Origin of the sequence: Arthrobacter sp. 2MCAF14, from assembly GCF_052115645.1 — a bacterium.
Taxonomy (GTDB): Bacteria; Actinomycetota; Actinomycetes; order Actinomycetales; family Micrococcaceae; genus Arthrobacter.
On the sequence record NZ_JBFRHB010000036.1, the window covers coordinates 21,573 to 42,406 of the forward strand.

19 protein-coding genes and 1 pseudogene are annotated in these 20,834 nt (G+C 62.0%); 17 read left to right on the forward strand and 3 right to left on the reverse strand.

The annotated features are described in order from the left end of the window. Positions 1 to 22 precede the first annotated feature (22 nt). The 6 genes from AB4074_RS20155 to AB4074_RS20180 all read left to right on the forward strand — a co-directional run bounded on the left by AB4074_RS20155 (position 23) and on the right by AB4074_RS20180 (position 7,599). Complete coding sequence (locus tag AB4074_RS20155; RefSeq protein ID WP_441414977.1) at positions 23 to 1,081, forward strand: recombinase family protein; 1,059 nt, start codon at positions 23 to 25, stop codon at positions 1,079 to 1,081. Between the two features lie 164 nt (positions 1,082 to 1,245). After that, positions 1,246 to 1,527 carry a DUF4177 domain-containing protein gene (locus AB4074_RS20160; protein WP_241710761.1) on the forward strand — a complete coding sequence of 94 codons (282 nt, stop codon included), beginning with the start codon at positions 1,246 to 1,248 and terminating at the stop codon, positions 1,525 to 1,527. Between the two features lie 1,074 nt (positions 1,528 to 2,601). Beyond that, the gene (gene ligD / locus AB4074_RS20165; protein ID WP_441414978.1) at positions 2,602 to 3,846 is read left to right on the forward strand and encodes a non-homologous end-joining DNA ligase; all 1,245 of its coding nucleotides are present in this window, start codon (positions 2,602 to 2,604) and stop codon (positions 3,844 to 3,846) included. Between the two features lie 143 nt (positions 3,847 to 3,989). Further along, positions 3,990 to 4,676: a hypothetical protein gene (locus AB4074_RS20170; RefSeq protein ID WP_441414979.1), complete on the forward strand. Its 687-nt coding sequence runs from the start codon at positions 3,990 to 3,992 to the stop codon at positions 4,674 to 4,676. Positions 4,677 to 4,687: 11 nt separating this feature from the next. Further along, positions 4,688 to 5,740, forward strand: coding sequence for a DUF3048 domain-containing protein (locus AB4074_RS20175; RefSeq protein ID WP_441414980.1), 1,053 nt, complete (start codon positions 4,688 to 4,690; stop codon positions 5,738 to 5,740). Positions 5,741 to 6,354: 614 nt separating this feature from the next. After that, positions 6,355 to 7,599: an amidohydrolase family protein gene (locus tag AB4074_RS20180; RefSeq protein WP_441414981.1), complete on the forward strand. Its 1,245-nt coding sequence runs from the start codon at positions 6,355 to 6,357 to the stop codon at positions 7,597 to 7,599. Here the strand turns inward: AB4074_RS20180 and AB4074_RS20185 are convergent. Next, the gene (locus tag AB4074_RS20185; RefSeq protein ID WP_441414982.1) at positions 7,596 to 8,807 is read right to left on the reverse strand and encodes an ROK family protein; all 1,212 of its coding nucleotides are present in this window, start codon (positions 8,805 to 8,807) and stop codon (positions 7,596 to 7,598) included. The genes AB4074_RS20180 and AB4074_RS20185 overlap by 4 nt on opposite strands. Before the next feature lie 128 nt (positions 8,808 to 8,935). Here AB4074_RS20185 and AB4074_RS20190 point away from each other — a divergent pair, with 128 nt between their 5' ends. The 4 genes and pseudogenes from AB4074_RS20190 to AB4074_RS20205 all read left to right on the forward strand — a co-directional run. After that, positions 8,936 to 10,030: a Gfo/Idh/MocA family protein gene (locus tag AB4074_RS20190; protein WP_441414983.1), complete on the forward strand. Its 1,095-nt coding sequence runs from the start codon at positions 8,936 to 8,938 to the stop codon at positions 10,028 to 10,030. A 40-nt stretch (positions 10,031 to 10,070) separates the two neighbouring features. Then, positions 10,071 to 10,979 (forward strand): sugar phosphate isomerase/epimerase family protein, encoded by a 909-nt coding sequence (locus tag AB4074_RS20195; protein ID WP_441414984.1) that lies wholly within the window; start codon positions 10,071 to 10,073, stop codon positions 10,977 to 10,979. Positions 10,980 to 10,999: 20 nt separating this feature from the next. Continuing rightward, positions 11,000 to 11,749, forward strand: coding sequence for a sugar phosphate isomerase/epimerase family protein (locus tag AB4074_RS20200; RefSeq protein WP_441414985.1), 750 nt, complete (start codon positions 11,000 to 11,002; stop codon positions 11,747 to 11,749). Next, positions 11,725 to 12,360 (forward strand): annotated as a pseudogene (locus AB4074_RS20205) (Gfo/Idh/MocA family protein); the annotation flags it as partial. The gene AB4074_RS20200 and the pseudogene AB4074_RS20205, both read left to right, overlap by 25 nt. 116 nt (positions 12,361 to 12,476) lie before the next feature. Here the strand turns inward: AB4074_RS20205 and AB4074_RS20210 are convergent. Further along, complete coding sequence (locus tag AB4074_RS20210) at positions 12,477 to 14,039, reverse strand: PAS domain S-box protein (RefSeq protein WP_441414986.1); 1,563 nt, start codon at positions 14,037 to 14,039, stop codon at positions 12,477 to 12,479. 166 nt (positions 14,040 to 14,205) lie between these two features. Between AB4074_RS20210 and AB4074_RS20215 the strand changes: the two genes are divergently transcribed. Genes AB4074_RS20215 through AB4074_RS20245 form a run of 7 tightly spaced genes read left to right on the forward strand, consistent with a single transcriptional unit; the run spans position 14,206 to position 19,878 of the window. Continuing rightward, the gene (locus tag AB4074_RS20215) at positions 14,206 to 15,345 is read left to right on the forward strand and encodes an acyl-CoA dehydrogenase family protein (RefSeq protein ID WP_441414987.1); all 1,140 of its coding nucleotides are present in this window, start codon (positions 14,206 to 14,208) and stop codon (positions 15,343 to 15,345) included. A gap of 22 nt (positions 15,346 to 15,367) precedes the next feature. Next, on the forward strand, positions 15,368 to 15,748 hold the full coding sequence (locus tag AB4074_RS20220) for a hypothetical protein (RefSeq protein ID WP_441414988.1): 381 nt from the start codon (positions 15,368 to 15,370) through the stop codon (positions 15,746 to 15,748). Between the two features lie 4 nt (positions 15,749 to 15,752). After that, a complete protein-coding gene (locus tag AB4074_RS20225; RefSeq protein WP_441414989.1) occupies positions 15,753 to 16,247 on the forward strand; it encodes a nuclear transport factor 2 family protein in 495 nt (164 codons plus the stop codon). Positions 16,248 to 16,275: 28 nt separating this feature from the next. Beyond that, positions 16,276 to 17,556, forward strand: coding sequence for an aromatic ring-hydroxylating oxygenase subunit alpha (locus tag AB4074_RS20230; protein ID WP_441414990.1), 1,281 nt, complete (start codon positions 16,276 to 16,278; stop codon positions 17,554 to 17,556). After that, positions 17,546 to 18,103, forward strand: a complete 558-nt coding sequence (locus tag AB4074_RS20235; RefSeq protein WP_441414991.1) for an aromatic-ring-hydroxylating dioxygenase subunit beta — start codon at positions 17,546 to 17,548, stop codon at positions 18,101 to 18,103. The genes AB4074_RS20230 and AB4074_RS20235 overlap by 11 nt, the downstream gene beginning before the upstream one ends. A 7-nt stretch (positions 18,104 to 18,110) precedes the next feature. After that, entirely contained in the window at positions 18,111 to 18,869 is a 759-nt protein-coding gene (locus tag AB4074_RS20240; RefSeq protein WP_441414992.1) for an SDR family NAD(P)-dependent oxidoreductase, read from the forward strand. A 49-nt stretch (positions 18,870 to 18,918) separates the two neighbouring features. Then, positions 18,919 to 19,878, forward strand: coding sequence for a PDR/VanB family oxidoreductase (locus AB4074_RS20245; RefSeq protein WP_441414993.1), 960 nt, complete (start codon positions 18,919 to 18,921; stop codon positions 19,876 to 19,878). A 104-nt stretch (positions 19,879 to 19,982) separates the two neighbouring features. Here the strand turns inward: AB4074_RS20245 and AB4074_RS20250 are convergent, their stop codons facing one another. Beyond that, entirely contained in the window at positions 19,983 to 20,603 is a 621-nt protein-coding gene (locus AB4074_RS20250) for a response regulator transcription factor (protein ID WP_441414994.1), read from the reverse strand. Positions 20,604 to 20,834: the final 231 nt, after the last annotated feature.

The window sequence follows — 20,834 nt, forward strand, 5'->3', positions numbered from 1 at the left end:
GGTTGATGGGAGCCTCGCATAGATGACCGCACGAACGAAATATGATGCCGCGTTCCGTGAAGAACCGGTTCGGCTGGTTTTGTCCCCGAACCGGCCGGTGAAGCAAGTCGCCGAGGAGATGACGAGGAGCGAGCCCGAAACCACCGTCCCATCAGACGCCGATGAGATCGAGCAGCACCCGTGCCCCCACTGCCAAGTCCAGCCGGGCTCGCCGTGCCGGTCCCGCTCCGGTGCCGTTGCCTCGACCTACCACACCGGCCGGTTCACCAAAGTCCCCCGCCTGGCCAAGGAGCTGCGTATGCCGACCCCGGCCAGCCGTGGACCGGGCCAGCCCTGGCGGCCGGACACCCCGCCGCCGGCACGAATCCCCGCAGACACGCCTGGCGCGGACATTCGCGTCGGTTACGCCCGTTGCTCCCACCACCTGACCCAGGAACTCCAGTCCCAGCTGGATGCACTGGCCGCGCACGGCATTCCGCGCGAAAAGATGTTCGCCGAGAAGGTCTCCACCCGGGTGCGGGTGCGGCCGAAGTTCGAAGCCGCACTCGAGGCAGCCCGGCAGATCAAGGCCCACGCCCCGCACTGCCGTGTCATCTTCACCGTCTACGAGATGAAACGCCTCGGGCGGGATTCCGCCGAGCTGACCGCACTGGCTGACCACCTCACCGCACACGGCATCACCCTGGAGATCCTCGCCGGGCCGCTCACCGGGATCTACGACCCGACCGGCACCGGCCGGGTGCTGTTCGCGTTCCTCGCCGCGATGGCCGAAACCGAACGCGAGAACATCCGCGAAGCCACCCTCGAAGGCCTCAACACGGCCGCCCGCAAGGGAAACCACGGAGGCCGGCCCCCGGTCATCACCGACGACATGCTGCACACCCTGGTGCGCCGCCGCAAGAACGGCGACTCCCTCCACGACATCCGCCTCGACCTGATCATCCCCACCGGCAAACACAAAGGCCGCAACCCCAGCCTGGCCAGCATCTACCGGGCGCTCCGAGCACGAGAACGCCAGGCCCACCCTCAAGCCGATGACCAGGACCACGCCGACTTCGCCACGCTCCCGCCGGGCACCTGACGCGACGAAACCGCGGGCTGCTCTGGTCAGCCATATCCGCCCGTGAGTCTTTTGTGGCTGGGACGCTGCCGCGACGTTGACACGGTGCGCCGTCGAACCCTCGCGGCGCCGTCGCTCACGCCCCCGGAGGAGCGCCCCGCCGCATCGAGTAGCATTGCTCCCAATTGGCCAGCAATGGAAGGAAGTCGTATCATGCACAGTATGTCGTCCTGCAGGTAATCCTCAAAGAGAAACTGTGGGGAACCGGTTCGGGCAACCTGACTTCCCTGGAGAAGGCCATCAACGATCAGGCCGCGAAGGGCTATCGACTCCATACGGTAACCACCGCGAGCAGCGGGAGCAAGGGAATCGGTGGCCGTGACCGCATCCAGGCAATTCGAGAGCCTCGGATAACCGAACATCGCGAAACGAGCGGTATTCATGGACCGATCGGTTCCGAGTCATAGAAGTGAGATACCAGACGAACATGGCCAACTACACAGGGCCTCCCTTGATGTCTCCCGCAACCCTGGGCTTGCGGGAGACGCCCAGTGTGCCCAAAAACCGCCGCTGACTCGCCGGCCGTTTCCGGTCATCCACGCCAGCATGCCGACGGCCGTTGAAGAGCAGGCTCAGAGAGGCATGTAAATGGCCCCACGTCCGGATTTGGACAGGGAGGACCCAACCAAACCAGGGCGGCCCGGAAGAAAGCCCGGATCCCACACACCTGCGCTCTCGATCGGACGCCAGCCACAGACACCTCCGGAAACGTTCCCGTTGGCAGGAATGTCCTAGGAAACCTACGATCCGGGCCGCAAAGTCATGTCGCCTGAAATAGAGAACTTCATGAAGTGGTGTCGGGAAAAGCAGAAGGAAGGGGACCAGAATGCAGGTCGAAAAGCCGCCCGTGCACGAAAGTGTGCACAATGTGCGCACCCCCTTTGGCCGGACAAACATGCGATGAGCGGACTGTGGCTGGTGCGCAGAAAGCAGCTATTCGAGGAAAATCCTGGACGAGGATTCGGCTTGGTCATGTCGTCACCACAACTCTTGGACATGAATGAATGACGGCCAACAACTGACCACCGGCAACAGCAAGAAAGGACGGCCCACCAGCCAGGACCCTGACCCCGCCACCCACACAATCGAACAGGCCACCACGGCGCCCGGCACAACCGCGGCCAACGTCAGAGGGACCCGCAGAGGGTCAATGTCCACACATTAAAGCAAAACCCCTCTGACGAGGGGTCATGCTGTGCCCGAGGTGGGACTCGAACCGCATTCCGGGCCTTGGAAACATTGAGAACTCCATAGAACATGCCCAGTACGGGCCAGTCCGGCACCGGTACAGCCGAGTCCGACGGCAACAGTGTGCACATTGTGCACACCACTTCTTTCACGGAGACGATGTCCCGCTATGGCAAATGCGCCCCGTCCGACTAGCCGGGCAACCGTCTCAGTCGTCCTGTCCGCACCCTTGCGACATCCAGTGCTGCGAAGCTGGTCTGGCTGGGAGACCGGATCGTTGCTAGCGTGGCGGCATGTACCCGTCGAAGCACCCGGCAGAGGTCCTCAACATTGCGGGCGCCGAGGTTCGCATCTCGAGTCCGGACAAAGTGGTGTTCCCCGGCCCCGGGCTGACGAAGCGCGAGCTGATTCGCTACTACCTCACCGTCGCGGACGGTGCGCTGCGCGGCGCCGGCGGCCGGCCCATGGTGCTCAAGCGCTTCCCGAAGGGCATCGACGCTGAGCCGTTCTTTCAGAAGCGCGTGCCCGAAAACCACCCCGACTTCATCGACACAGCCACGCTGCACTACTCGTCGGGGACATCGGCTGAAGAGGCCGTGATCCGGGATGCTGCGGGCTTGGCGTGGGTCGTGAATCTTGGATGCCTGGACCTCAACCCGCACCCCGTGCGCGCCGAGGACCTCGACCACCCCGACGAGCTCCGGGTCGACCTCGACCCGATGCCAGGGGTCGACTGGTCTCAGATCGTCGACGTCGCGTATGTCGCGCGGGACGTGCTCGACGACGTGGGACTCGTGGGGTGGCCAAAGACGAGCGGGTCGCGCGGACTCCACATCCTGGTGCGCATCTCGCCGCAGTGGTCGTACCGCGACCTGCGGCTCGCCGCCGAGACGCTCGCCCGCGAGGTCGAAAACCGCGCTCCGGGTCTCGCGACCGCACGATGGTGGAAGGAAGAGCGCGGCGAAAGTGTGTTCGTCGACTTTAACCAGAACGCCAAGGACCGCACTGTGGCGTCGGCATACTCGATCAGGCCCCTGCCCGACGCCCGCGTCTCGACGCCGCTTACATGGGACGAGGTCACCTCCACCCGGCCGGAACAATTCACGGTGCCCACGGTGCTCGAACGCTTCGCAGAGGTGGGCGACCCTCACGCCGGCATCGATGATGCGGTCGGCACCCTCGACAGACTCCTCGATTTGGCGGCCGAGCTTGGCCCCGCCGAGAAGCCGCCACGGGGCGGTGACCGCTCCGGCCGCCGGCAGTCCGTGATGCCGCTCATAGAGGTGGCCCGCACCAAGACCAGGTCCGAGGCGCTCGCGGCGCTCGACGAGTGGAAGACTCGGCATGCGGACCTCGTCCCGGCCCTGCACCCGGCCGATGTGCTTGTCGACGGAATGCGCGGATCAAGCTCGCTCTGGTACAGGGTGCGGGTGAACCTGCAGCACGTCCCCGAAGCGGAGCGTCCACCGGTCGAAGAGCTCATCGCTGACTACGACCCATGGGCCGGCAAGGAGTGGCCTGGGCGGCCGGGGTCCTGACACCGTCCTTGTCGTGCTCGAGCATGTGGTGCGGTCAACCCACCCCACCACGCGTGGTCCTTGAGCTCGAGCATGGCGCTGTCCGCGTCGTCGCCAACTGACGCGGAACACGTGGCGCGCTGGTCCCCCGTGACTGAAAGGCGATGATCGAAAATCTGAGCGCCAGTGCCCGGAGCCTGGGCGAAGCGGAGCTCGGCGTCGAAGACCGCGCGAACGCCACCCTCGTTGTCCGCAACCTCCGCGCCATGGAAACGGCCCTCGCCGCGGCAGACAACCCCACGCCCGACAACATTCTGGACATGCAGCGGGCCGTCATCAACGCCGAGGCCGTGGAGACAAAACTAGGCCTGGACCACAGACGCAAGAAACGTGCACTGGATGCACTCGAGGAAGCCGGCACCATCGTGGGCGTCAACAAATTCACGCTGCCTGATGAGAGTGTCGTTTGTCGAAGTGCTTCTTCCCTCGTCCTTCGCTGGTTTAGCAGGCCATCTTCATCGGTCCAAGAGGCGATGCTAGGGTGTGGACTATGGATTAACCCGCGTGTAGCACTGTCTGCATTGGAAGGAAATCTCATGACCGCCGAACGGGGCAATACCAAGCACAGCCCGCATCTGGACGAGAAGATGAAGCAAGAAACCCGAGGAATGGTCAAAGGCAATCAGCCCGCACGCGCCGAGGAAGGGCGTGAGACCGAGCCGTTCCCCGATGAAACAGATCCTGCCCAGGTTCGGAACGCCCTGGGTATCGGCGAGGGTGACATTGATGACGCGGGCAGCGGACCTGGCGGCGAAGAAGACCAGGGCACAGGCGAGACACCACTGCCATAGTCGCCGCTAGCATGAACAAGGACGTACAAAAACCAACGGCGTGGGCGCGGGTCACTGGCTGGATTCACCACCATCGCGTCGCAGCGTTCCTTGCCGCGGGCTTCCTCGTCGCGATTGCCGGTACCGTCGCGCTTACGCTCCTCCAACAAAAACCGGTGCCGGAAAGCAGCGGCAAGTATTATTCACCACTCACGGGTGAACAAGTCGCTGATGAAGCGGAAACGAAACAGGCCGTCACGGCGATAATGATCGAAAATAGTCCGGATGCGCGTCCGCAATCAGGGATCAAAGATGCCGGCGTGGTCTACGAGGCGATCGCCGAGGGCGGCATCACTCGATTTCTGACGATGCATCAACAGGATAAGCCACTGATAGCTGGGCCAGTGCGAAGCCTCCGCATCTACTTCCTTGATTGGCTCGCACCATACAACGCCAGCGTGGCGCACGTTGGCGGCAGCGCAGACGCTCTCGCTGAGGTGCGAAACGGCAGCTACCGCGACATCGATCAGTTCTTCAACGCCGACAGCTACTGGCGCGCGGCAGATCGCGACGCCCCGCACAACATCTACACGAGTTTCGAAAAGCTCGATGCCCTTAATCACGCAAAAGGGTACAACGAGTCGCATTTCACGGGCTTTACCCGCGTCGACGGCAAACCAAGCGAAGCACCAACGGCGACAGCAATCACCATCGACTTCGGCGGACAGCTATATAACACCAGCTATGCCTATAACAAGACGACAAATACCTATGCCCGATCGCTGGCCGGAGCACCCCACCTCGACCGTGAAAAAGGGCAACTGACACCAAGTGTCGTTATCGCCATGCAGGTCGAAATGAAATTGATCCAGCCAGATAGCGGCCACGAGGATATAACGACAACAGGCACCGGCAAGGCGACCATTTTTCAAAACGGGACCGCCCAAGTCGTCGCCTGGCACAAAGCCGACCGGGCAGCCCAGATCAGCTTCACGGACGCCACCGGACGCGACGTACCTCTGGTGCGCGGCCAAACCTGGATAGCGGCCATCCCCAACACCGGCGGGAGTGTCTCATGGCGGTAACGGCCACCGTTTCGCAGCCAATCAGCCGCTGACCGACGGGACATGCCAACCGACCCAGCCCACGTTGCGCCATGCCAACCGCGTCCGGGCAAAGAACCCAATGCCACCCATTCACGCGGAAGTCATGTAGTCCGGTCCTCACCCTGCCCATGAAGAAGCAAGACCACAGAACACTCCCCCATCCAGGGTAGGCGAGGCAGAGGACCACAACAAGCCCCCGAAGGGGCCCGAAAAACCTGGTTTGTGCACAGTCAGGGACCAAATAGGCCCCCTGACCTGCGGAAACACGTGCCCGAGGTGGGACTCGAACCGCATTCCACCCCTTGAAATCACAGGGAACTCCAGAAAACATACCGAGTACGGCCCAGTCCGGCCCCGGTACGGCCCTGGTACAAAGTTCCAAGGCAAGAGGCCATCCCCGCGCCCTCACAGTCACCCCAACAGTCCGCCTCCCCGGACCAGGCCAGCCAAATTATGTACTAAATCGAACTTAAATCGGCATCTTGTTTGCCGAAATGAAAGATTTAGACTCCTTAATTGACGGCGTTCTGGACGTTGCCGATATGGCGACCCCCGAGTCGATGAAAGAAGTTCGGTCGGAAGGACCACAGCAAATGACCTGCGCAGTTAGACGTTTCGAGCACGCCCTCCTGATCGACGGAACCGGAATGGCACCGTTGCCGGACGCCACTGTGACTGTTGACGGCGACGGGAGGATCACTTACGCCGGACCGGCGGAACTCGCCCCGGAGTCTCTGGGTGCTGCCGTATTGGACCTGCAGGGCATGGCGCTTTTGCCGGGCTTCATCGACGCGCATGTCCATTTTCTGTTCGGGCCCAAGACTAATAGTCCCGCGGCTGACCAAGCGCTGACGGCCTTTCAGGTGGCCGAGAGGATGCGCCGGACCGTGCACGCCGGCATCACTGCCGTACGGGATCTCGGCGGGCTTTCGGCAGGCTACGCCAGAGCACAGGAGTTGGGCCTGATCGAAGCTCCCCGACTTCTTACGGCCGGTCGCATCATTGGACACACGGGCGGACACTGTGATGCCACGGGACCCGACGGCCATAACGCAACCAGTCACTTCACGATTCTGGCAGACGATGAACTCTCAGCGCGCGTCGCCGTTCGCACCATTCTGCGGGAAGGCGCCGACGTCGTGAAGATCTGTGCGACAGGTGGCATGGGCAGCCCTCATGACGACCCCGACGACGAGGACCTCAGCGAAGCGGAAATCCGGGCCGTGGTGGATGAAGCCCGCAGGCACCGCGGGAAGAAAGTCGCAGCTCACGCGCAGGGCACCGCTGGAATCCTCAACGCGCTTCGGGGCGCCGTCGCCAGCGTGGAACACGGCTACGGCATGACGGACGAAGCTTGCGATCTTGCCCTAGCCAACGGGACGTTCCTGGTTCCCACACTGGCCACGGCATTCCATCCGCTGGACCCGGCCAAAATGACGGCTGCTCACTTCAAGAAGAAGTCCCGGTGGGCCGACAACACGCGCCAAAACATCGCCTTGGCCATCAGCCGCGGTGTGTCGATAGCCATGGGTACCGATGCAGGAGTTAGCCCCCACGGCCTCAACCTCATGGAACTGTCATACCTCGTGCAGCTAGGAATGAGTGAACTCCAGGCGATCACAGCCGGAACCCTGAACGGGGCCCGGCTGCTGGGCATCGACAACGCCGTGGGAACAGTGGAAGCCGGAAAACTGGCCGACCTCGTGGTCACGGACGTCAATCCGCTGGACGACATTGCCGCACTGGCCAGGCCGGAACACATTCGGATGGTCCTGCAGTCCGGCTCCATACGAAAGGACACGTTGTCAGCAGCATCCCTTTCGCTTATCCCGTCCTAGTGGACCGCATCCGCGTGGCGGACGAGATGGGCGACAGTTCGGGGAAAGGCTTCGAGCAGCTCATCCGCTCCCAGACGCGCAGCCCCTACCAGGGCCGCCTTGTTACCCAGGCGCGACGGACTGATCACCAACCGGCGGGTAGCGATGGACATCGCCTCTTGGTACACGACGCCCCTAATGGTTGAGAGCACATCGTCGCTGAGTTCAACCATCGCCCCGCCAAGGACGATCGTCCTGGGGTTGAACATGTCCACCAGAATTGCCGTCAAGTGTCCCAAATGCACGGCGGCATCGCGCAGCGCCGCCGTAGCAGCGGGATCGGCGCGTCGGACAAGCTGCATCAGCGCTTTTCGGTCAGCCCGCGGGTCAGCGTCAGTGCCCCGTTCTATGCCGAGCTGGGACATCACGGCATGGAGACTTGCATATGCACCAATGCAGCCAACCTTGCCGCATTGGCAGCGCGCCTCAGACCGACTGTCAATGCGTAAGTGACCGATGTCGCCCGCGGACCCATCGGCGCCGCGGTGGATCTTCGCGTCGGAAGTGATGAGTCCTGCACCGATCCCCGTTGAAATCTGCAAATGCAGCAGAGGCAGCTCATCCGCATGCAGGGTTGTGGCAGCCCCCAGCGCCATGAGGTTCGCGTCGTTGTCCATGAGTGCCGGACAATCGAAATGCTCACTGAGGATTCCGGCGATCTGGATCCTCTCCCAGCCGGCCATGATGGTTCGATGCGCGGTGACTCCTTTATGGAAGTCGACGGGCGCGGGGACGCTGGCGATGACCTGGCGGATGTCGGCGAGTTCCAGGCCCTGGCCGGCCAAGAGCTCGTCCGCGGCGTCAAAGACTCTTTGCAGCACAGCTTCGGGATCAGGATTCAGGAGGATCTCGATGACGCGCGAATCTACGATTGCGGCGCTGGCGTCGGATATTGCCACACATGTATTGGTGCGATCAAAGATCACATCCACCACGTAGCCTGCCCCCTTTCCGACTGTTAGTTCCTTTGCCGGTCGGCCTCTGGCGCCTTGGGGCTCCTCAGTCTCAGCCAGAACTCCGTCGCGGAGCATTTGGTCCACATGAAGGCCGATAGTCGACCTTGCCATCCCAGTCACCCGCGCGGCCTGGGCACGGCTGGACACGACGCCTGCTGCCACGAGGCGCAGGATCGTATTGGCCGGCGATCGATCCGTGGGTAGTCCATTCATGAAACTATTATGACCCAGATCAGCAGTTTAAGTCCGACGATCGGACTTAAATCGGCATCTTGTGGCGCAAAGATCACCACGGATAGCCTGCCGATAGTGGCTTTCCAGCCTATTGAAAGGAAGATCAGTTGACTCTTAACATCGGCATCGTGGGCGCCGGGAATATCTCCGCGCGATACATGCAAGGTCTGCAAAAGTACGCCGAACTAAAGGTCGGATACATAGCCGACATAGACCATGCGCGGGCAGCCTCGCTTGCCGCGGAATTCGCCGTGCCGCGTTCCGGCAGCGCAGATGCGCTCCTTGCCGACGGCAGCATCGACGTCGTCATCAACTTGACACCGCCGAATCTGCACGCCAGGACTGTCATCCAGGCGCTGGAGGCCGGGAAGAGCGTCTACGTGGAGAAGCCCCTGGCGACAACCCGCGAGGATGGGCTGCTCATGCTGAAGGCCGAACGCGAGAATCCCGGCATTCTCGGTTCCGCACCGGACACGTTCCTGGGCAGCGCAGGGCAGACGGCCCGGCACGCCATAGACTCCGGCTACATCGGCACACCGATCGGAGCAAGCGCCTTCGTCCGCTCTTCTCGGGCGGAAACCTGGCACCCCAGCCCCGGCTTCCTCTTCGAACAGGGAGGCGGACCGGTCATGGACATGGGACCGTACTACATCGCAGCCCTCGTGAACTGCCTCGGTCCGATCCGCCGAGTAAGCGCAGACGCACGCATCGGGTCCGAAACGAGAATTGTCACGGCACCAGACCGGGCCGTGGACGAAATCCCGGTCACCGTCAACACGCACGCATCGGCGGTCTTCTCGTTCGCCTCCGGCGCCATCGGGACGATCCTCATGAGCTTCGATGTCTGGGACACGACCCTGCCCAGGATCGAAATCTACGGAACCGAAGGAACACTGAGCCTCAACGACCCAAATACCTTCGACGGCGATGTACGGCTTAAGCGGCGCGAGCACAGCGAGTGGCAGGTTCTTGAACCTGTGACACCCCTGTTCGGGGCCGTCGGCACGCCAGAGCAGCACCGCCGTGGACTCGGGGTGAATGATCTTGCTGGAGCACTTGCCGGCGGACCGCATCGGGCCAGTTCAGGCTTCGCCTTCCACGTCCTGGACGCCATGCTCGCGATCGACGAGGCAGCAGCCGCCCAGCAAACCATCATCCTTGAGAGCTGGACCGAGCGTCCGGCACCGCTTTTCAATTCCTGACCCAGGCTTCGGCCCCACACCATCGAAAAGAGTTTTCATTTTGCCTATCTCCCCCAGCCAGTTCGCCATCAATCCGCTCCAGTGGGTCGCCACGGATGACGGATGGATCAACCCCGGCCTAGCACCCGCGCTCCCCGATCGCCTTGCCAGGATTGCTGCCGCCGGCTTCACCGCGATCCAATCCGAGGTTCCGTCCGGCTCCAGCGTGGCCGAATATGCGCAGGCCCTTAAAGCCGCCGGTATTCGGCCGGGTCCGGGATACATCGGAATACCCTGGGAGGAGCAATCCGCCGACAGGGCGCAATACCTCGAACGGGCCAAGATACTGGCCGCCAACAATGTCGAGCTTGGCAATGATCTGCTCTTCTTGGCAATGGGTATGCAACGTGACGCGCCGCGAGTGGCACATCCCGCCGTCGGGCACGACCATAACCCATCACGGCTGGAACAGGTCCGGGACTACCTCGCCAAGGCTGCTGAGATCATCACCGCGGAAGGCGGCGTTGCTGCCCTGCACCCGCACATCGGAACCTGGGTGGAAACCGCAGACGACGCCCGCTTCGTCCTGGATACTGTCGACGAGAAGATCCTTAAATTCGGCCCCGACGCCGGACACTTTGCCTGGACGAGCATCGATCCCGCCCTGATCATCGCCGAATACCGCACCCGAGTCGCCGGGATCCACATCAAGGACTACCGACTGGATCTCGCACTGAGGAGCCGCACCGAGGACATCGACTACCGATCCACGGTCTGTGCAGGGATCTGGACTGAACCGGGAACCGGCGACGCGGACATTCCTGGAATCCTGGCCGCCGCCGGTGATGACTTCGCAGGATGGGTGGTCGTAGAAGTGGACCGCGGCACAACCGAAGCCCCGGAAGAGAGCATCGATCTTTGCGGCCGATGGTTTACCGCTAACTTCGGTCTGGAAGCCGCGTCGCGCTAAGAGGGCTAAGAGGGATGCCCATGGACATTTCCCAGAGCCAATTCGCTCTCAATCCCATCCAATGGCTTGCAACCGACGACGGCTGGATCGACCCAGGGCAGGCACCACCCCTTGACCGGAGACTACCGGTCATCGCGGCCAGCAGCTTTACCGCCATCAAGACTGAGGTTCCGGCCGGAACAACACCGCGTGAGTATCGGGAACAGCTCGCTCGCGCAGGGATCAGGCCAGGCCCGGGCTATGTCCCCATGCCGTGGTTCGAAGACGCGGCCGCCAGGCAGCCGTTTATGGAACGTGCACGGGTAACAGCCGCAAACAACGTCGGGGTGGGCGAACCCCTCGTGTTCCTGGCGATGGGCATGGACAAGGAAGCTCCGCGGGTCGCTCATCCGGGAGTTGGATTCGACTTCAACGCCGCCCGCCTTGAGGCTGTTCGTGACTATCTCGCGGAAGCCGCAACTATTATGGCCGGCGAGGGTGCGGTGCCCGCGCTCCACCCCCACATTGGTACTTGGATCGAGACTGTTGACGAGGCGCGCTTCGTCCTCGACACCGTCGATGACCGCTTGCTCAGCTTCGGCCCCGACGCCGGCCACTTGGCATGGACCGGGGTAAATCCGGCGCACATCGTAGCCGAGTACGCAAGCCGCGTGGCCGGAATCCACATCAAGGACTACCACAGTCACCTAGCAAAACGGAGTCGCACAGAAGATGTCGACTATCGTTCGACAGTGCTCGAAGGAGGCTTAGCGACGCCCGATCCCCCATGACCTGGCGCCTTAGCAAGGACACCGCAGGCTCCGGCGCCCTGGGCGACATCGCCTCGCACGCTATCGATCAAGTACTGTTCTTGCTCGGCGATTCCGTCACCGAAGCCTCGGGACGACTGCACACTTTCGTGACCAGCCGCCCGGGAATAAATGGTCCCGAAGATGTGACTGTTGACGACGCCGCATGGGCCACCCTGAGCCTCGGGTCCGGGGCAATCGCTTCTGTGGAAGCGTCACGCATGGCGACCGGGCAGAAGAACTCCCTCAAGCTCGAAATCTATGGGGACAAGGGTGCCTTGCTTTTCGACCTCGAAAAACTCAACGAACTCGCCTTCCTCGATGCCACCATTCCCGTGAGGGAACAAGGCTTCAGGCGCATCCTCGTCACCGAACCCGAACACCCCTATATGAACGCTTGGTGGCCGCAAGGTCACATTATCGGTTGGGAACACACCTTTACCCACGAAATCCGCGACTTCCTCATTGCGGTTGGAAACGGCACCGAGCCCTCGCCGTCATTCGACGACGGCCTGTCCGTTCAACGCATCCTGGCCGCGGTCGAGGAAAGTTCTGCCGCCAAAAGCTCCCTCATCGCGCTAGCAGGTTCCTAAGCATTAGGACCCAACGAGCATCGCAAACGTAAACCCGACGTCATGGACCCTTGAGCGCCCCACAGCTCAAGGGTCCATGACGTCGAATCCCAAAAATCGGCCGACTGGCTGTCACGTCATGCGCCAAAGTCTCGGGCCAAAGGCAACTCGAACGTGAACGAGGCGCCCCTGGACTCATTTTCCACGGCGTAGATTCGGCCGTGCTGGCGCGTGATAATGCGGTGGCTGAGAGCTAGGCCAATGCCGCTTCCGGTGGACTTCGAAGTGAAAGCTCCGTCGAAGATGCGGCCCTCCGGGATGTGGGACAGGCCTTTGCCTCGATCAGCCACTCGGAAAACACCGGCAGTCTCGCTAGCGCAAGTCGTGATGACGACGTGCCGCTCGCGCTGCGGCCAGCCAGACATCTCGTCGATGGCATTGTGGCAAAGGTTCAGGATCACCTGCCCCGTGAGGACTTTCTCGCAGCGGATCCAGATCGGGATCTCGCTCATGACCAGCTGCAATTCCGTCTCGTGTTGATCGGCCCGCAACCGGATGAAGTACAGGCAATCCCTGACAATTTCATTCAGGTCCACCACTTGTTCGGAATGCTCCAGCTGCACGACGAAATCGCGCAGGCTCTTCACAATCTGGTTTGCCCGGTCGATTTGCAGCCGGGCATTATCCAGCCCATAACTAAGATCATTGATGCTTCTCTCTGGATCCCTCACTCGACGGGACACACCCTCCACGAAATTCGTTGCTGCCGCAAGTGGCTGGCCGAGCTCGTGGGCGATCGCCATGGCCATATCGCCCATCGCGTTGTACCGTCCCAGGTAATTCAGGTGCTCAAGATCCCGCCGGTGCTCTTCTTCGGCCGCAACCTGCTCTGTGATGTCCTGGAGCAGCAGCATGGCACCGCTGAGGTCCTTTTCAAGTGCTAGGTACTGGCAGCTGACGCCGAACCATTTGTTGGCACCGTCGGGATGCGCAACTTCGACGCGCAGACTCAAGGAGGATCCGTCAGCGGGGTCCCTGGCGAGAGCTTTCTCCAGGGCAGGCCTGGAGGAGACGGCGCAGAGTTCAACGAAATTCTCCCCGAGCAGTTCGTTCACCGCGTGACCCAGCTGACCCGCTGCTGCTCCACTGGCGAAAGTGATCCGGCCATCCCCGTCCAGCACGAGGATACCCTCAGCCATGCGCCGCAGGAATGCCTGCAAACGCCCCTCTGTCCTCTGTAGCTCCGATTTCAGGGACTCTTCTTTTTCAATGTCCCGGAACTGAACCATGATGGCCTCGCCGGCTGTCAGTTCGACCCGGACTGCAATGGCTTCAGTCAGGAATTCCCGCCCCGTCTTGGACCGGTACATCCACTCGGTTCTGCTGATTCCGTGGTCGGCCGCGTCCTGAAGCCATTGCACACCCACCGAGCGGCGGAATCGGGAATCCGCGCTGCTCATGTCCGGCGCCTTGAGTGGTTTCAATTCCTCCAAGGTGAAGCCCAGCATGTCGCAGGCAGCCTGGTTGGCCCAGAGGATGTCCTTGGTGACGGCGTCATGGATCAGGATGCAGTAACTCAGCGACTGGACAAGGCGTTCATAATCCTCGGCGGCGGGGCCCGGCTGCGTGGACGGAGGGGGACCCGCGTCTCCAGGCTCGGCAGTCCGGCCCTGGGGTTCGCCTGGCAGGGAAATAGGCACACACGATTTTAGCGCGTGGACGCCATTTCCCGCATAGGTATTTCCCTTACTCTCCACTGGCATTTCCTCGGTTCACGGGTACGAATCACCGATTGAAGGCAACTGCCCCCACAAATAGGTTAAATCCCAGAAACAATTTGTCAGCAGTATCGATTGGAGAAATTCGATGACCGACGTTCTGGCTAGGGCTCCGCAAACCACGCTCGACAACGTGCTCAAGCTTATTGCCCAGCGCCGAGAAGAATTCGGAGAAAATAGATTTGTCCCCAGGGACATCATCTCGGAATTCAAGAAGTTGGGCATCTACCGGGCCGCCACTCCCCAACGCTTCGGCGGCGACGCCCTCCCGCCGAGCCTGTTCCTTCGGATCATCGAGCAAATCTCGGCTGTGGATGCCTCAGCAGGCTGGGTGGCCAGCTTCGGTTCTTCTGTCTATTTGGCTGCCCTCCCCCTGGAGACCCAGGCCGAACTGTACGCCGACGGTCCCGATGTGGCGTTTGCCGGGGGCTTGTTTCCCGTCCAGAAAGCCGCGCGCGTCGACGGCGGCTGGAACGTAGCCGGTGAATGGAAGTTTTCCAGTGGCTGCAAAGGCGCCGACATCCTCGGTGTTGGACTCGTGGGCAACGAGCACACTGACGGCAAGCCGCTGACTGCCCTGTTGCGTCCCGATCAAGTCGAGATCGTTGAGAATTGGGATGTCATCGGCCTCAATGGCACTGGCAGCCATGACCTGCTGGTCCACGGCCAGGTGGTGAGGGACGAATGGACCTTTGTCCGTGGCGGCAAGGTCACCGTTGATGAGCCGTTGTACCGCTACCCCGCGATTGCCTACGCGGCCCAGGTACTCGCCGTCGTCAATCTCGGCGCAGGCCGCGCAGCTCTGGACTACGCAATCAGCACAGGGAGCGGGCGCACCGGCATTACCGGCGCCCCCAAGCTTGCCGACAGGGCCTACTACCGCATGGACGTTGCCAAGGCCGAAGCCGAGCTCCGCTCTGCCCGCGCGTTCTTCTATGAGATTTCGGACGAGGTGTACGCCACCGTGGAGGCCGGCGACCCGGCGACGGATAAGCAAAAAGCGCTGTTGCGCCTGGCGTCCACCCATGTGGCCCGCGTCGGTGCGAAGGCAGTGCACACTGCCTACACGCTCTCCGGAACCGCGGCCATCTACAACTCCAACCCGGTGCAGCGTTATCTGCGGGACGCCTCAGTGGTCACCCAGCATGCGTTCCTCGGCGACGGGATCTACGACGGAGCCGGCGCCGTCCTGATGGACGTCCCGCCGTCGATACCCGCCTTCATCTGACACAAAGACCCAAGGAGCTGACATGAGCCAAACCGCCACCACGCCGCCACTGCGCGTACTGTTCTGCATCGGCATCAACCAGAACTTCTTCGATCTACCCAAGAGCGAAATCGGCACTGTCTGGACTGCCTTCTCAGGCATGATGGCCGACCTGGCGCGCATGCCCGGCGTCGAGGTCATCGGCAATATGGATGACGATTCCCACCTGGTGGGACCATCGGACGGCTGGCCGTGGACGTGCTACATCCTGGCCGACGTCGATACCCAGGAGACTGTTAAGGCGGCGTGCAACCTCTTCCGCACGACGATGGTAGGCGAATATGCCCTCTGGCGGTACGCCAAGATCGAGGCACGCATCGGCCGAGCCCTGACCATCCGCGACGACGTCAAAACGGCTGGCTAGCCATATGGAACACGACACCGAAGCTACCTTGGCCGAACGCTTGGCCGTGCTGGAACTCCAGGAAGCGGCACGGGCCACGCTCTCCCGCTACTTGGACCTGTGCGACGTCCCGCGGCATTCCTTCCCATGGGAGGACATGGCTTCGTTGTTCACCGAGCATGCGGTCTGGGAAGGCATCGGCCCCGAATACACCGGGAAATTCGGACGTCTGGAGGGCCGCTCCGCGATCCTCGCGATGCTGGCGGACTTTCTTCCGCCGTCGCCGCATTTCAAACGCAACGTCCATCTGCTCGGTAACGGCCGCGTCGCTGCAGCTGGCGGCACCGCCAGCGGCCAGTGGATCATGCAGCAGATTTCGGAGTACGACGGCGGCGGGACGGAACTGATCTCGGCCCGCCTCACGGTCGATTTCGAGCTCAGCGACGGAATGGCCCGGATCTGTCATTTCCGCACCGAGAAGCTGTTTACCGCCGGTCTCGTCAACCCAGTCCATGCATAGCACCGAGAAAACCACCAAGGAGCACCCCATGACTTCACCAACTTCAGAAAGGGCCGGCGGGTTCGCCAGCCTGGCTGCAGACGACCGGGTCGCCGCGCAGCTCTACACCGACCCGGAGATCTTCGACTGGGAGATAGAAAAGATCTTCTACAGCACCTGGGTCTGGGTAGCGCACGAGAGCGAGATCCCGGAGGCAGGCAGCTTCAAGATGTCGCACATCGGCCTTCAGCCGGTCATCGTCAACCGAGACCGCAAGGGCAACTTCAACGTCCTGCTTAACCGCTGCCGCCACCGTGGCGCGAGTGTCTGCGAGGTACCGAAAGGCAAGGCGAACGGCTTCACCTGCCCGTATCACTCGTGGTCCTACTCGTTGGAGGGCAACCTTCGCGGCATCCCTTACCCGGACGGCTACGAGGGCGTGACCGAGAAGCGCGACCTCCCACTACAGCGACTGCGCGTAGAGAGCTACAACGGCCTCATTTTCGCTAGTTTCAAGCCCGACATCGAGCCGCTCGAGGACTTTCTCGGCGATGCGAAAATCTGGATCGACCTCTTCATGAAGCAGGGCGCGGGCTTCCCCGTCAAAGTCCAGGGAGAGCACAAGTTCCGCTTCGAGGGCAACTGGAAGATCCAGCTGGAAAACACCACCGACGGCTACCACTTCCCCATCGTCCACCGCTCCTGGATGGCCTCCGTGGACGCCGAAACCGCGGACATGTTGTCCTTCATGACCGACGAGAAGGCAGTGACCCACGCCCTCGGCAACGGGCACAGCGTCGCCATCATGGTCCCCGAACACGTGGACCTGGAAGAGGACGACGGCACCGAGGAACTGCAGGAGCGCTTCCGCCACATCATCGATGAGCTTTCCGAAACCATGCCCCCGGACCAGGTCCGCCGCATCGTTCGCTCCATGCACGGCGCGGGATACAACCTGAACATATTCCCGAACCTTTCGCTCTCCATGTCCTTCTTCCGGGTCCTGCGCCCTATATCGGTCAACGAAACGGAAATCCAGCACATGGCGCTCGGCCTCGAAGGCGGCCCGGACAGCGTGAACCGCGAGCGCCTGCGGATCCACGAGCACTTCCAGGGGCCGTTCGGCTTCGGCACGTCCGATGACTCCGAGGCTTGGGACCGGGTGCAGCGCGGCGCCGTGGCGAACCCGGACATGCCGATCCTGGTCAACCGTGGCTTGGGACGTGAGGTGACTGTGGACGAAGGCTGGAAGACCTCGCACGTGACGGACGAAACCGGCATGCGCGAATCGTACGCAATGTGGAAAAGGATGATGAGCGATGAAAACTGACACCGCCGAAGAAGTGGCCGCGATCGACAACCGCCCAGCGCCCCAGCGCTACGAGTTGGGTCTCGGCCGGCTCGCCGATCCCCTCGTGGGCCGTGCCATCGAGCTGATCTGGCGCGAGGCCCAGCTGCTTGACGACAAGGACTACGAATCCTGGCAGACGCTGTACACGGAGGACGCCAAGTACGTCATCCCTGTCGACCCTGACACAGAGAACTTCGAATCGTCACTGAACATGGTGTACGACGACGCGCGGATGCGCCACATGCGAGTCACGCGCCTCGTGCAGGGCTACTCGATGTCCGCCGTCGCTGCCGCCCGCACCTCACGAACCATCTCCCGCTTCACCGTGGAAGAGATCACCGCGGACACCGTCACCCTGCGCTCTGCGCAGGTCCTGGTGGGCTTCAAGCGCGACAAGTTCCAGATGCTCGGGGCCGACCTCACACACCGCATCCGCTTCAACGGCGACGATGCCCGGATCGAGCTCAAACTCATCCGACTGGTCAACTCCGATTCCGCCGTCAACGCCTCCGGCTTCCTCCTCTAGGACCATCATGAACTTCGGACCCACAGGAAACCATGTCGCACTGGTCACCGGCGCCGCTCGCGGTCTCGGTGAAGTCATCGCCCGCAAGCTGCACAAGGAAGGTTTCAAGGTGGCCATCACCGGCACCAGCACTGCCTCCGTACAACCCATCGCGGACAGCCTGGACCCCTCCAGGGAAACTGTTTGGGCCGGCGCCCTGGATGTCCGGAAAAAGGCCGACTTCGAGGCCGTTCGGGACCTCATTGTTGAAAAGTGGGGCGGCACGGATGTGCTGGTGAACAATGCCGGACGTTCCCAAGTCGCGCCTTTGCTGGAGATCACTCCGGAGGAGTTCTCCGCGAATGTTGAGATCAACCTCAGCGGCACTTTCCTGGGCTGCCAGGTGTTCGGTCCGCATTTCCGGGACCGCGGCTTCGGCCGGATCATCAACATCCACTCTCTGGCAGGCCACAACGGCGGCACCGCCACCGGAGCTCACTATGCAGCCGCCAAGGGCGGTGTCTCCACCCTGACCAAGGTGTTCGCCCGGGAGTTCGCATCCTCGGGCGTCACCGTCAACGCCGTATCCCCCGGGCCGCTAGACCTGCCGGTCGTCTATGAAACTGTCGACCCGGACAAGTTGGACGCGATCAAGGCCAACATTCCGGTAGGCCGCTTCGGAGACGCCGAGTTCATCGCTGACACCGTGGCCCTCTTGGCTTCCCCCGGCGCATCCTCCGTCACGGGAGCCTGCTGGGACATCAACGGCGGCCTCTACATGCGCTAGCGCCGGCCAGGCCCTTTTACAAGCTGACAGAAGAAAGGAGCGTTGCCCCATGGGCATGTTCAAGGTACGCGTAGCTGAAGTACTGGAGGAGACAAGCAACATCAAGTCCTTCCGCCTCCAACGTGCGGACGGGGCACCGTTCGATCCCTATCCGGCGGGGGCGCATATCGACGTCGTCGGCCCGACCGCCGTTGTCAGGCAGTACTCGCTGTGCAGTCCACCGGACGATCTTGACGACTACATGGTTGCAGTCAAGCTGGAGCCGGAGTCACGTGGCGGTTCCCAGGCTCTCCACGACCAGGTCGAGGTCGGTCACGAGCTGGAGATCAGCGCACCGCGCAACCTCCTTTCCGTCGCCGGGGACGCCGACCGGCACATCCTCGTGGCGGCCGGCATCGGCGTCACCCCGATGATCAGCATCGCCTACCACTTGCACCGGAGAGGAGAAGAGTTCGAGCTGCACTACTTTGCCCGTTCCCGTGAAGAAGCCGCGTTCTGCGAACTCCTTGAGAAGCGAAGCGGTTTCGGCGAACGCGTCCATTTTCACTTCGGGCTGCAGCGGGACCAGCAGCCGGCCATGCTGGACGGCGCATTCGCGGGCCTCAGCGCCGCCTCGCACGTGTATACCTGTGGACCCCAGGGGTTCATGGAGCGTGTACGGGACAGCGCCACTGCGGTGATTCCCGAGGACAACGTACATATCGAGCACTTCCAGGCCGGCGAGCCCGCGGAAACAGCCGGCGATACCCCCTTTGAGGTGGAACTCGACGACGAGGTTTACGAGGTCCCCGTTGGTCAGTCCATCGTGCAAGTCCTCGCCAACAACGGCGTCGAAGTGGACACATCCTGTCAGGAAGGGATCTGCGGGACATGCATCATGGGCGTCCTGAAAGGCGAACCGGACCACCGGGACCAGTGCATGTCCAACAGCGAAAAGAAAGCCAACGAACAGATCGCGGCTTGCGTTTCCCGGTCAAAATCCCCCAGGCTGGTTCTCGAGCTGTTCTGAAAGCAGGAGTTCCGACTTTCGCAGAGGAGCCCCGTGTTCGATCTATCCAGATCGGCCACGGGGCTCCTTCGTTCGTTCAGACCCCACGAGGCCCGGCTTCGACCTCAGGCGACCCTGACGTTGTTTTGCAGAATGTCCCTCACCAGTGTGGCGATACTGTCCGCGCCGGTCTTCGCCTTGATTCGGGTGCGGTGGACATCAATGGTCTTCACGCTGGTCCCCAACTTCCTAGCGATATTCTGGCTCGGCAGGCCGTCGATAACGAGGGCAAGAATCTCCCGTTCGCGAGGCGTCAGGCCGGCGATCCGTTGCTCGATTTCCCGCCGGCCGCGGTCGGATTCAAAGCGTGCGCGGGCGAGTTCAAGTGTCTCCTGGACAACGTCGAGCATTAGCTGGGGATCGTACGGTTTTTCCAGGAAATTGACGGCTCCCTGGCGCAGGGCCTTCACAGACATCCTGATGTCGCCGTGGGCGGAAACAAAAATGATAGGTATCGGCGAAGCGATCTGGTTAAGGGTCTCTTGCAGTTGAAACCCGCCGGCCCTCGGCATCCGGACATCCAGGACCAGGCAGGAGGGAAGGTCCGGGTCGTACTCAGCCAGGAACGACGCTACGTCATAGAAGCTACGGGACTGGATGCTGACGGATTCAAGCAACCAGGCCAATGAGGCGCACAGCTCCTGGTCGTCGTCGATGATGTAAACGAGGGCTTCTGGTGAATCCATGTGGGGACCTTGCACTGCCTGGGGTGTAGTAGGGGGAAACTCGACGGTATCGAGTCCACGGCATGGCCGTCAATCATTGACACACTGATATGTAGGTCTGGTTGTCAAGAGTGCATGGATGAGCGGCTCCTGGGTTTTGTTCCGGAGGCCGCTCATCGTGTACCGGCCGGTTGTGGTGTTGTGCGGGCGAGTCGTTTTTCCGACTGCAGTGTCAGGCTGACATTCGCGGGT